The 13,378-nt window shown below is 39.8% G+C and carries 9 protein-coding genes and 2 tRNA genes; 1 reads left to right on the top strand and 10 read right to left on the bottom strand.

Going from position 1 to position 13,378, the window contains the following annotated elements:
- Window positions 1-15 precede the first annotated feature (15 nt).
- Together ccsA and hemA are read right to left on the bottom strand one after the other, a co-directional pair.
- Window positions 16-834, bottom strand: coding sequence for a cytochrome c biogenesis protein (ccsA, locus tag IEW76_RS04240; RefSeq protein WP_188651236.1), 819 nt, complete (start codon window positions 832-834; stop codon window positions 16-18).
- Between the two features lie 15 nt (window positions 835-849).
- Window positions 850-2,220 (bottom strand): glutamyl-tRNA reductase, encoded by a 1,371-nt coding sequence (hemA, locus tag IEW76_RS04235; protein ID WP_188651234.1) that lies wholly within the window; start codon window positions 2,218-2,220, stop codon window positions 850-852.
- 237 nt (window positions 2,221-2,457) lie between these two features.
- Here hemA and IEW76_RS04230 point away from each other — a divergent pair, with 237 nt between their 5' ends.
- A complete protein-coding gene (locus IEW76_RS04230; protein ID WP_188651232.1) occupies window positions 2,458-2,943 on the top strand; it encodes a LiaI-LiaF-like domain-containing protein in 486 nt (161 codons plus the stop codon).
- An 813-nt stretch (window positions 2,944-3,756) separates the two neighbouring features.
- Here the strand turns inward: IEW76_RS04230 and yihA are convergent.
- The 8 genes from yihA to IEW76_RS04190 form a co-directional block, all read right to left on the bottom strand.
- Window positions 3,757-4,344 carry a ribosome biogenesis GTP-binding protein YihA/YsxC gene (gene yihA, locus IEW76_RS04225; RefSeq protein ID WP_188651229.1) on the bottom strand — a complete coding sequence of 196 codons (588 nt, stop codon included), beginning with the start codon at window positions 4,342-4,344 and terminating at the stop codon, window positions 3,757-3,759.
- 3 nt (window positions 4,345-4,347) lie between these two features.
- Entirely contained in the window at window positions 4,348-6,675 is a 2,328-nt protein-coding gene (gene lon, locus IEW76_RS04220; protein ID WP_188651227.1) for an endopeptidase La, read from the bottom strand.
- A gap of 151 nt (window positions 6,676-6,826) precedes the next feature.
- Window positions 6,827-8,497, bottom strand: coding sequence for an ATP-dependent protease LonB (lonB, locus tag IEW76_RS04215; RefSeq protein ID WP_188651225.1), 1,671 nt, complete (start codon window positions 8,495-8,497; stop codon window positions 6,827-6,829).
- A gap of 237 nt (window positions 8,498-8,734) precedes the next feature.
- Entirely contained in the window at window positions 8,735-10,012 is a 1,278-nt protein-coding gene (clpX, locus tag IEW76_RS04210; protein ID WP_036784604.1) for an ATP-dependent protease ATP-binding subunit ClpX, read from the bottom strand.
- A 393-nt stretch (window positions 10,013-10,405) separates the two neighbouring features.
- The gene (tig, locus tag IEW76_RS04205; RefSeq protein ID WP_188651223.1) at window positions 10,406-11,692 is read right to left on the bottom strand and encodes a trigger factor; all 1,287 of its coding nucleotides are present in this window, start codon (window positions 11,690-11,692) and stop codon (window positions 10,406-10,408) included.
- A 165-nt stretch (window positions 11,693-11,857) separates the two neighbouring features.
- Window positions 11,858-12,856, bottom strand: coding sequence for a tetratricopeptide repeat protein (locus IEW76_RS04200; RefSeq protein WP_188651221.1), 999 nt, complete (start codon window positions 12,854-12,856; stop codon window positions 11,858-11,860).
- 309 nt (window positions 12,857-13,165) lie between these two features.
- Window positions 13,166-13,239, bottom strand: a tRNA-Arg gene (locus IEW76_RS04195).
- 62 nt (window positions 13,240-13,301) lie between these two features.
- Window positions 13,302-13,375 (bottom strand) — tRNA-Gly (locus IEW76_RS04190).
- Window positions 13,376-13,378 lie beyond the last annotated feature (3 nt).

Raw genomic sequence — 13,378 nt, 5'->3', positions numbered from 1 at the left:
TCCTCCTGACAACATTTAAAAGTGAAAATTTGATAGAGAGCTAAATAAAAAGAAGTTCACTAATAAGAATAGAAAAGCTCCTGTGTTATAAAAGGCCATGGTTCGCCCCTGGTAGCCTTTAACAACACGAAGGAATAAATAGATTAAGTAAATGAGTAAGACAACAAACGAACCTAACGTTTTGGAGTCATACCAGTAAAACTCATCTCCTGAGGTATATCCCCATACGAGCCCTAAAATAATTGCAATTAAAAGGAGCGGAACCCCTAGTATAACAGCCACATAAGAAAACGTATCCAATTTCCCCAAATCACCTAAGCGTAACAACCTTTTATTCCACTTCTTTTCCTTTAACAAACGATATTGGAATAAATACATAAACGAAAATATACAAGAAAATGTGAAGAATCCATATGAAATTATGGCTAATGTAATATGTGTAGCCAATAGTTCACTAACCAACCGCATCGCCTTTTCAGTAGCGTCATACTGAGCACGGGTGAAAATGTGAAGCATCATCATAAAGAACCCTAATACGTTTGTGAAGAATATAAAGAAATCTATTCGGAAGAGACGATTTAGGATAAGAGAAAAAGTTACTAAAATCCATGCATAAAAATAGAGGCCATCATATATGGTGACAATCGGAAAATGAGATTCTAATAAAGTTTGTCCTAATAAAAAAAAGGTTTGTAAAACCCAAACCATAGAAAGTAACCAGAAGGCAGCGCGGTTTGCCTTCCGGTTATTTTGAATAAAATCTATAAAGTACCCGATTAAACTCAGGCAATATATTACAATGATCAGTTCATATAACCATTTAAGATCGAACATAAGGAAATTCCTCTCCTAAGAATTAGCTACATTCGATGCTGGTTGAAAGGAAAATTTCCCATCAGATTCAAGGATGGCTTGTCTGTTTTTCTCATTTTGCTTTTGTATTTCTTGTTGTACTTCCTCTTCGATTCCAAAGATTTGCATAAACATATCAAGGCTCTGATCAGCATTAGGCTGAGCCGAATATTCTTTTGCTTGTAAGATCGGCTGCTTTAGCATCTGATTAATAATGCTTTTCGTATGCTTACTTAAAACCTTCTTTTCTCGCTCTGTTAAATCAGGCATTTTCCGTTCGATACTTTTCATGGTATCTGCCTGTATAGTAAGAGCTTTCTGACGAAGAGCTGAGATTACAGGAACAACACCAAGGGTCTGCAACCATTCTTTGAAAGCTACAATCTCGCCTTCAATCATTACTTCAATCGCTTCAGCCGCTTCCTTGCGAGCTTCTAAGTTAGCATCAACAATCCCCTGTAGGTCATCAATGTCATACAAGAAGACACTATCAAGTTCATCGATAGCAGGGTCCAAATCACGTGGTACAGCTATGTCCACAAGGAATAAAGGAAGCCCTTTACGCTTTTTATGAGCCGATTCTAAATGCTGCTTCGTTAGCACGTAATCGTTCGCACCCGTTGAACTGATTAGAATATCTGCCTTTTCCAACACACTACTTAGCTCATTAATTGGTTTAGCTTGACCACGGAACTGCGCTGCTAATTGCTCCGCTTTCTCAAACGTACGGTTCATCACCGTTACTTGCTTCACACCGGATCCGTGCAGGTTCTTAGCAGCTAGCTCGCCCATTTTTCCTGCACCTAGAATAACAACGTGCTTATTCATTAAGTCACCAAAGATTTTCTTAGCCAGTTCTACAGCAGCATAACTTACGGAAACCGCGTTTTCTCCAATCTCTGTCTCGTTATGAGAACGCTTCGCTAAAGTAACTGCTTGTTTAAACAATTGATTAAAGATTGTACCTGTAGTACCCGCTTCTTGAGCACGTAAAAACGCTTGTTTCATTTGCCCAAGTATTTGAGTTTCACCAAGAACCATTGAATCAAGTCCACAAGTCACGCGATATAAGTGCTCAAGTGCTCCATCAGATTCATAAATAGAAAGGAATGGTGAAAATTCCTCTTTATCAATGTTGAACCACTGTGATAGAAATTGTTTGATGTAATAACGCCCTGTATGAAGTTGATCGACTACCGCGTAAATTTCCGTACGATTACACGTAGAAATGATCACATTCTCTAACACGCTTTTCTGTTGATTTAACGCTTCCATGGCTTTAGCCAATTCGTCTTCTGAGAAGGTTACTTTTTCACGTATTTCAACAGGGGCCGTTTTATAATTTAAACCTGCAACTAAAATATGCACACCTTCACCCCCAAAAAAACTACAAAAATCTACGTCCATCTTTATACTCACTGCTTCTATTATAACACGAGAACCAAAGTCTCAATTCATAAAAATGTGAACAGTTATTGAAAGGTTATGATACCATATATCTATATAAAACTGATTCGCAATTTGAAATAAATACCGTTAGTACCGTAACACAATGACCCTCAATTAGCAAGGAATGAGGGCTGTTTTTAGAGGAGGTAAACCATAGTGAAACGACAAAATACATTCAGTGGCCTCTTATTAATCGGAATTGGCCTTTACTTTCTTTTAAGAGAATTCCAAATCCCATTGCTCACCCAATTTTATTCTTGGCCTACAATCTTAATGATTATCGGAATTGCCCTACTTTTACATAGCTATATAGCAATGGAGTATGACACCCTATTTTCAGGTGGCGTTCTTCTAGGATTGGGCATCCACTTCCACGGCCTACGTAACTACTCTTTCTGGATCGACCATTGGGGGATCTTCCCTCTTATTATTGGATTATCCTTTTTGTTAAGGTTCCAAAAAACACGAAAAGGGATATTCCCTGCTATTATTCTTATTGCCCTATCTCTATTTGTTATATTCGCTTCCAATAAACCAGGCTGGTTCTACTGGATTAACGTCATCGTGCACTTCATCGAAACGTTCTGGCCCCTACTCTTAGTCGGTTTTGGATTATACTTATTATGGTTTAAAAAGAAATAAGTTATACAAGTAAAAGTGCAGGCGTGGTGACCAGCGATAAGGAGATATGGTTTCCGTTTGCTTTAATTGAGCGTAAGGTGGTTCGGGAAATCACTCGCTTTCCGCGGCGAGCTGTGGAGCCTCCTCAATCGCTACGCGCTTTCCGGGGTCTCCCCTAGGCTCCTACTGCCGCAGGAGTCTCGCAATTTCCCGAACCACCTTTGCCTAATATGATGTACGGAAACATGCCGATATGGGGATCCTGCAACTTTGACCTCCCTAAGATATAGGCCGTTCGTAAAACTTTAGGGAAGGGTGACCGGGGAACGACTCGGCTGCTTGAGTGTTTTTGATGCCTAATTCAATCTACATGTGTGTTGTTTCCATATGTCGCAATATGGAAACACCTCATATAAGGAGGTACCTAGATTACTTGGTGCTGCCGCGGGCCGTTCACCTCTTTAAAGCCAGGGCTTGCTCGGGGACTGCGAGACTCCCGCGGCGGAGCCTATCTAGTTTCGGCGTGGAGGACCTAGCGAGATAAGTCATCTTTTTTCCAAAGGCTTATCGCCTTTTCCAAAAAGCTGTCTTATCCGTACGGTCCTAGGCACCACACCTGCACTTTTAAAACTAGGGAAGACCCCACAGAGAGCGAAAGCGAACGAGGAGGGTTCCCAGCTCCCCGCAGGAAAGCGAGTTGTCCCCGAGCAAGCCCAACCACTCATCAGAGGTAACGGTCCCTTCCAGATCAATGAGTGTTCCGTATTAAGATTTGTTGAACATAAAAGATACAAAAGAAGTCCTCTACTTATAGTAGAGGACTTCTTTATTACATTATTTTTTTAGATAAGGCTTAATAATACCCCATGCTTCATCTTTTCCTTCACCCGTTTCTGATGAGAATGGCAGAAGCTTATCTTCTTCTTCCATTTCAAGAACCTCGATGATGCGTTTAAGCTGTTTGGCACGTTGACCTTTTTTGATTTTGTCTAACTTCGTTGCTACTACAGTTACAGGAAGTTCATAGTGTTTCAAGAAGTCATACATCAGTTGATCATCTTCTGAAGGGTCATGGCGAATATCAACAATTAACATTGCCATACGCAAGCGTTCGCGTGTGGAAAAATATTCTTCCATCATTTTTCCCCACTTCGCTTTTTCCTTTTTAGACACTTTTGCATAACCATATCCAGGCACGTCCACAAACATGAAGGCTTCATTTATTCTATAGAAATTAAGCGTTTGGGTCTTCCCTGGCTTTCCAGAAGTACGTGCTAATGCTTTTCGTTGAATCATTTTATTAATGAATGACGACTTCCCCACATTAGAACGTCCTGCTAGAGCGATCTCTGGCATAGGATCTTCTGGATATTGTTGCTGACTAACGGCGCTTATAACAAGTTCCGCTTGATTAACTTTCATGAATTATTTCTCCTCTACTAGTGCATGTTCTAACACTTGATCCAGATGAGTAACTGGGATATAGGTTAACCCTTCACGTACACTCTCTGGAATATCTTCTAGGTCCTTTTCATTTTCCGCTGGCATAATGACGGTTGTCAACCCAGCACGATGAGCACTAAGAGATTTTTCTTTTAGTCCACCGATAGGAAGAACGCGGCCTCTTAACGTAATTTCACCTGTCATTCCTACTTCTTTACGAACAGGGCGTTCTGTAAGTGCAGATACTAATGCAGTTGCCATTGTAATACCAGCTGACGGACCATCTTTAGGTGTCGCGCCTTCAGGTACGTGAATATGAATATCATTTTTGTCATGGAATTCAGGGTCGATGTTAAGCTCCTCAGCTCTTGAACGGATGTAACTAAAGGCTGCTTGGGCTGATTCCTTCATTACGTCTCCAAGCTTACCTGTGAGCGTTAACTTCCCTTTACCAGGATACAATGATACCTCTATAGCAAGAGTGTCACCACCAGCAGACGTGTACGCAAGGCCTGTTGCTGTTCCAATTTGATCTTCCTTCTCAGCTTGACCATAACGGAAAATTGGCTTTCCTAACAACTCTTCTAACTTTTTCTCTGTAACAACTACACGCTTCTTGTCTTCTGCTACCACAATCTTAGCAGCTTTACGACAAACAGCAGCAATTTGGCGTTCCAATCCACGAACACCAGCCTCGCGGGTATACTGACGGACTAACTTAAGTAAGCCTTCCTCCCTGAACTGAAGCTGGCTTTTCTTTAAGCCATTCTCTTTTAACTGTTTAGGAAGTAGATGTTCTTTTGCAATGTGAAGTTTTTCAACTTCTGTGTATCCTGCTATTGAGATCACTTCCATACGGTCTAAAAGAGGACCCGGTATGGTTTGCATATTATTTGCTGTGGCAATGAACAGAACGTTTGAAAGGTCATACGTCTCTTCAATGAAGTGGTCACTAAATGTACTGTTCTGCTCGGGATCAAGTACCTCAAGCATAGCAGAAGATGGGTCACCACGAAAATCACTTGCCATTTTATCAATTTCATCTAATAAGAAAACAGGATTAACGGTCTCAGCGCGCTTCATCCCTTGGATAATTCGCCCCGGCATAGCTCCGACATACGTACGACGGTGTCCGCGAATTTCTGCTTCATCACGCACTCCACCAAGGGAAGCTCGTACAAAATTACGATCCATTGAACGTGCTATAGACCTAGCTAAAGATGTTTTACCAACACCAGGAGGCCCCACTAGGCAAAGAATCGGACCTTTAATGCTGTTTGTAAGCTTCTGCACAGCTAAATACTCAATGATTCGTTCTTTTACCTTCTCTAAACCATAGTGATCAGCATCAAGCACTTCTTCAGCGTGAGGAATATGCAGGTTGTCTTCTGTTTGTTCTGTCCATGGGAGAGAAAGAATCCAGTCAATATAATTCCTGATTACTGAGCTTTCAGCTGAACTACTAGGAATTTTTTCATATCGATCTAATTCTTTTAAGGCAACTTTTTGAACTCTTTCTGGTAAATTAGCTTCTTCAAGCTTAGCTTTAAGCTCTTCAACTTCTCCTGATTTGCCATCCTTATCACCAAGTTCTTTTTGGATAGCTTTCATTTGTTCACGAAGATAGTATTCTTTCTGCGTACGTTCCATCGAACGTTTAACACGCTGGCCAATTTTCTTCTCAAGTTGCATAACTTCTTTCTCATTATTTATGAGATCAATGATATGCTCAATTCGATCTGGAACATGGATCATTTCTAGTACTTGCTGTTTGTCTTTAATCTTCAAAGGAAGATGTGATGTTACAATATCAGCTAAGCGGCCAGGGATATCTATATCTTGTACAGAAGAAAGCGTCTCATCACTAACCTTCTTAGACACTTTTATGTACTGTTCGAATTGTTCCAGGAGCTTTCGCATAAGGGCTTGTTCTTCTAAACTCTCCCCGTGCGTTTCCTCCATTTCCCTAATTTCAGCCATTAGTAATTCTTCATCTTCATCATCAGTATGATTGACTAGTTCCGCACGATACAATCCCTCTACTAAGATCCTTATTGTACCATTAGGGAGCTTAAGCATTTGCTTAATCTTAGCCATTGTTCCCACTGAATATATATCATTCTCGGTTGGTTCATCAATATTCGTTTCTTTCTGAGCAGCTAAGAAAATGGTATGATCTTGAACCATTGCTTTCTCTACTGCGTTCACTGATTTATCGCGACCCACATCTAAATGCATGACCATTGATGGATAAACTAATAGTCCACGTAATGGAAGGAGGGGGATGTGAATGGTATTTTGCTTCGTCATTTTTCTTGCACCTCCATGAAATTCCATAATAGAAAAGAGAAAAGAGAGCCTGCCATATAGACAATGCTCTAAGACTCATCAAACATATGGTTCTATAAAAGTATAATGAAAACCATTTTCTTTGTAAAATGTTTCATTTGTGCGATTGGTTTTAAGAAGATTGAGACGATCTCTTTTCAACGAATCGCTTCTCGTCCAATAACGATTGAACATCGCCATGTAAAGCCAGTGCCAGTGCTTCTCGTATGTGGGTAACAGGCACAATTTGAACACCTTCTATTTGATTGAACATCTCTTGATTATTCTCAGCAGGAATCAACACTTTCGTTGCACCAGCTCTTTTGGCTGCCTTGATCTTAGCCATCACTCCCCCAACCGGTTTTATATGACCATGAATACTAATCTCACCTGTCATGGCGACGTTGTAACGTACAGGGAGTTTGTGAATAGCAGAGTATATTCCAAGAGCCATAGCCACGCCCGCTGATGGACCATCTACAGGAATCCCACCCGGGAAATTCACATGAATATCATATTCATGTGCCGGCACACCTAAAGAACGAAGGACAGTAATAACATTTTCGATTGATCCTTTAGCCATGCTTTTTCTACGTATGGATTTACTTTGTGTACCTATACTTTCTTCTTCAGCAATCCCAGTAATGTTAATGGTTCCTTGCTTTGAAGTGGTTGGGAGAACGGTCACTTCGATCTCAAGCAGTGACCCTGAATTAGGTCCAAAAACGGCAAGTCCATTTACTATTCCAACTTGGTCTTGATTCCCTATCTTCTTGTCATACCTAGGTGCTAGCTGTGAAGCATCTACGACCCATTCAATATCCGCTTTAGAGATAACTGTTCGGCCTGCTTTTTTAGCAATACCCGTAGCAATTTGAATCATATTGACAGCTTCTCGTCCATTACGTGCATAGCCCGCTAGAGTTTCTAAAGCATCTTGATCTGAAGTAAATTTAATCTTCTCTGCTGCTCTCTTAGCTACTTCAACAACCTCTTCATGCTCAAGTTCTCTAAAGAAGACCTCTAGACAGCGTGAACGAATTGCGGGGGGAATCTCCTCAGGTCTTCTAGTAGTGGCTCCAATCAAGCGGAAATCTGCAGGCAGACCCTTTTTAAATATCTCGTGGATATGTAAAGGGATTTGCTGATTCTCTTCACTGTAATATGCACTTTCAAAGTAAACCTTGCGATCTTCTAGTACCTTAAGTAACTTATTCATTTGAATCGGATGTAATTCCCCAATTTCGTCAATAAAAAGAACTCCACCATGTGCATTAGACACAGCCCCTTGTTTAGGTTGAGGAATTCCAGCTTGCCCCATAGCGCCAGCCCCTTGATAGATCGGGTCATGAACAGAACCTATTAAAGGATCAGCAATTCCTCGTTCATCAAATCTTGCTGTAGTTGCATCTAATTCAACGAATACAGCATCTTGACGAAACGGAGAATCTTTATATTGCTTTGCTTCTTCAAGCACGAGACGAGCCGCAGCCGTCTTTCCAACCCCCGGAGGGCCATATACAATAACGTGTTGCGGATTTGCTCCACATATTGCTGCTCTTAATGCTTCAATTCCATCCTTTTGACCAATAATATCTTGAAAAGATTTAGGACGAACTTTCTCTGACAGAGGTTCAGAAAGCGCAATTTGACGCATCTTCCCTAATTCAGCCATTTCTTTTTTTGACTCTCGGTCAATTGTTACTTTTTGTGAGCGTTGATTTTTTAAGAGATTCCAAAAGTAAAGTCCAATAACAATCCCAAAAAACAGTTGCACAAATAAGACGATACCCGCTAATGTCATAAAGATTCCTCCTGTACCATACATCTTTTATGTTATCAGCTAGTATCTCCTCAAATAGTTACATTAAACCCAATCATTAAAATCCAAATGATGAAAAAGCATGAACAAATAGTGGCTTTCTAACAAAAATAATCCCGGCGCATAGACCGAGATTTATGATGAAACAAGAGAGGTTCTCCGGGTAGGAGAAACCTCTCTCTTTAACTTATAATGAATAGGCTCTTCTTAGTAGATGAATTACGCACTCTCTTTTGGTGTTTCATTCTCGTCTTGCACTGTACCATCGTTAAAAACGAGCTTAGGACGACCGTTTTCTTTCGTAACGGTATCAGCAGTAATAATACACTTATCAATGTCTTCACGAGACGGTAGTTCGTACATTACATCTAACATAATGCCTTCAATGATTGAACGTAGACCACGCGCACCTGTTTTACGTTCAATTGCCTTACGAGCAATCTCACGTAGCGCTTCCTCTTCAAACTCAAGCTCTACATGGTCAATTTGGAATAGCTTCTGATACTGCTTCACTAAAGCATTCTTAGGCTTCGTAAGAATTTCAACTAACGCATCTTCATCAAGAGATTCTAGAGCGCCAATTACCGGCAGACGACCGATGAATTCTGGGATTAAACCATAACGCAACAAGTCCTCTGGAAGTACCTTAGTGAGTACTTCTTTCTTCTCCATATCTTCAGCAGTTTCTTGTTCAGAGCCAAATCCAATTACTTTCTTACCAAGACGACGCTTCACAATTTGGTCAATTCCATCAAATGCACCGCCGACAATGAATAACACATTGCCTGTATCGATTTGAATAAATTCTTGATGAGGATGCTTACGTCCGCCTTGTGGAGGAACGCTTGCAACAGTTCCTTCAAGAATTTTTAGAAGGGCTTGCTGCACACCTTCACCAGAAACATCGCGTGTAATGGATGGGTTTTCAGATTTACGTGCTACTTTATCAATCTCATCAATATAAATGATTCCTTTTTCAGCTTTCTCAACATCATAATCAGCTGCCTGAATCAATTTAAGAAGAATGTTCTCAACATCTTCCCCAACGTAACCAGCCTCTGTTAGAGACGTAGCATCTGCAATTGCAAATGGTACATTTAAAATTCGAGCTAATGTTTGAGCAAGAAGTGTTTTACCACTACCTGTAGGTCCAAGCATTAAGATGTTACTTTTGGCAAGTTCTACATCATCGGCTTTTGTAGCAGCATTAATACGCTTATAGTGGTTATAAACCGCTACAGAAAGTGACTTCTTCGCGTAGTCCTGACCGATTACATAATCATCCAGAATTTCATTGATTTCTTGAGGTTTCGGAACCTCTTTAAATTCAACTTCTTCTTCGTTACCCAGCTCTTCTTCTACAATTTCTGTACACAATTCAATACACTCATCGCATATATAAACCCCAGGTCCAGCAACTAATTTGCGGACTTGATCTTGAGTCTTACCGCAGAAAGAACACTTCAGTTGTCCTTTCTCTTCGTTAAATTTAAACATGCATTTCACCTCACAAAGTATATGTCACACTAAATCTATAAAAAACCTTTACAACCATTGGTTAAACATCCAAAACCTTTCTTTACGACATCATACCAAATATCATGAGTCACTAAAAGTAAAAAAGCTTCCTGGTCGGAAGATTATCTCACTTCCATTTGTATTCATTATGTACGTGAGTGTATGAATAGTCAACATATGTGCAGTAATCCAAAAGTATGTGTGGGCTGGAAATAAAGATCCAATATACAACTGATTTAGTATATATGTATTTTTCCATAGTAGGACTCATTCCATACTCCAAAAAGGAATTTATTATATGTAAAAACAAGGCACGAACAAATCGCGCCTTGCTTTCATTAACTTAAACCGCTGAAAGTCAGAGAGACTTCCTTATGCCGTTTTGCTTTCAGAATCTAAGAAGTCAATAGCTTTCTTGATCTTAAGATCTTCTTCAACTGCTTCTGTGTTGCCACCAAGCATTTGCTTAAGGTTTTCAACATCCGTCTGATACATTGAAGCCATGTTTTCAAGCTCTTGGTTGATATCTTCTTCTGTAACTTCAACGTTCTCAGCAGTAGCAATTGCTTCAAGAACAAGATTCGTCTTAACGCGCTTACCAGCATCTTCTTTCATTTGCTCTTTAAGTGCGTTTTGATCTTGGCCTGTGAACTGGAAGTACATGTCTAACGTCATGCCTTGCATTTGAAGGCGTTGTTCGAATTCTTTCATCATACGGTCAAGCTCAGTGTCAACCATAGCTTCAGGAATTTCGATTTCTGCGTTATCAGTAGCTTTATTTACAAGCTCTTCACGCTTAGCGTTTTCAGCTTCCTGTGCTTTTTCTTGTTGTAGACGCTCTTTCGTTTTCTTCTTAAGTTCATCCATAGATTCAACTTCTTCGTCGATATCTTTCGCGAACTCGTCGTCTAATTCAGGAAGTTCTTTTGCTTTAATTTCGTGAACTTTTACTTTGAACGTTGCTTTTTTACCAGCAAGGTCTTCAGCATGGTATTCTTCTGGGAACGTAACTTCTACTTCTGTTTCTTCTCCAGCAGATTTACCAACAAGTTGCTCTTCGAATCCTGGAATGAACTGACCAGAACCAATTTCTAATGAATAGTTGTCAGCCTGTCCACCTTCGAATGCTTCGCCATCAACGAAACCTTCAAAGTCCATAACAACAGTGTCACCGTTTTCTACAGTGCCTTCTTCTTTAACAACTAATTCAGCTTGCTTTTCTTGTTGTTGCTTAAGTTCGTTTTCAACATCTTCATCAGTAACAGTAGTATCTTGTGCTTCTACCTCAAGACCTTTGTACTCGCCAAGTGTTACTTCTGGCTTAACCGTTACTTTAGCAGTGAAGATTAAGTTTTTCCCTTTTTCGATTTGCTCAACATCTACTTCTGGACGATCAACTGGAGTAATTCCTGCTTCGTCAATTGCGTTAGAGTACGCTTCTGGAAGAATGATATCTAGCGCATCTTGATATAGAGACTCTACACCGAAACGCTGTTCAAAAATTGGACGAGGTACTTTCCCTTTACGGAAACCAGGTACCTGGATATCCTTAACTACTTTCGCGAATGCTTTGTCTAAGGCAACCTTAAATTCATCAGCATCAACTTCAACTGTAAGTTGACCTTCGTTACCTTCTAATTTTTCCCATTTTGCAGACATGATTTTCCCTCCAACATCTATTTTTCATACATTAATCGTTCATTAAATGTTCTTAAGTTTTTTAACAAAAGAGTGAATGCGTAATTTGCAACCACCTTATTATAACATAATCTATTGTGCTTTCAACAATCTTCTATTAGCTAGAAAGCGTGTATGCTTTACAGTTTATTCCTCATCCAACACAGCAAAATACTGACTCTCATAATACATGATCTGTTCTTTCCAAGCTCCTACTTCTTCTTGCTCTATGTACTGGTGCAAAGGAAACTCATGATCCTCTAACTGAAGAGATGATGATCCCAGCTCATAAAAGGCTTTTGCCAACGCAGGTAATTCATGATCTTCAGGCATGATAGGAAAGCGAACATACATGTACCGAAACACGAGCTGTTGAATGAACTCAAACAATGTCGGATTGTCTTGTTCCACTCGCTCTAATAAGTATAACAATTGCCTTGCTGAAGTGTGCGAAAGGATATCAGGTAGCTCCATAGGATTGACCATAACTTCCGCTCCAAGCTTTTTCACCGCTACTTTCCGATCCACTTGTTGCTCTTGCATCCATTGAACAAGCGCGGTCTTTATAACGGGTTCTATTTCCTCCTTCGTTAAATAAGGAGCTATTTCCGTCATAAAAGGCTGAATATCTTGTTTCCGAAGCATAGATAGAAGCTGCCATTGTTTTTTAACATTATGTGTATCCAGAGCGATAAGCAGTTCGTCGACTGCCTCAATATTTTCTGTTCTTGTTTCATCTGTCCGAAGGTTTTCAGTTATATCATAAAGTTGCCAGAATTGTTTACGAAGGTCTTGAGGAATGTCTTCCGATTTAAACACTTCATCTAGCAAATCAAGTAATTCTTCATATTTTCCTGTTTGGAATAAAACCGTTAAATAAATATGTAAGTATTGAAAATAATGTTCTTCGTCATCTCTCATTAGTTTTTGGCACAGTTCTTCTACTTCTTCGTACTGCCCCAATTCCATTAGGCAAATTAGCTTGCCAGTCATAATCTCTGAATTTGCCGCTTCAAAATCAATAAGTTTGTTAAAAGATTGGAGTGCTTCTTTATAATTCTTTTCTTTTAAAGCGGCTAATCCGTCTTGCTCTAATGAAGATTTCCATTTGGGAAATATGACGACATCAGCCTTTTCTTGAGTCATGATCCATCCTCCCTCTATTCGTATCACTTATGTACGTTAACCAATCCTCTTCATTCGCTACCTAGTCTGCTACCCACTTCATTCGATATAAACAAAGAATCTCCTTTTATCTATTCTATAGAGATCCCTTTATCTTCTTTAAGGATACTGAAGTATTTTCAAAAAATCTAGTTTGACGAATGAAGTTTTACGCTACAGTGTCTCCATAACTCTCTCCTTATATACATAAACATGCTCACCGTATATAAGTTTTAGGTATGTAAAAAAAAGACTCTAGGAAGATCCTAAAGTCTTTTTTGAAAAATTCTATGTCCCAGGAGGGATTCGAACCCCCGACCTACGGCTTAGAAGGCCGTTGCTCTATCCTACTGAGCTACTGGGACGTAATATGAGAAAAATCAAAAGATATTATTATATATGATTTTTGCAATAAAAATATGTATTATGGAGCGGGTGATGGGAATCGAACCCACGACATCAGCTTGGAAGGCTGAGGTTTTACCACTAAACTACACCCGCACG

This window comes from Pontibacillus salipaludis (assembly GCF_014642405.1).
GTDB lineage: Bacteria > Bacillota > Bacilli > Bacillales > BH030062 > Pontibacillus > Pontibacillus salipaludis.
Note: the sequence above shows the minus strand (reverse complement) of the source record. Positions and strands in the feature narration are given on the sequence as shown.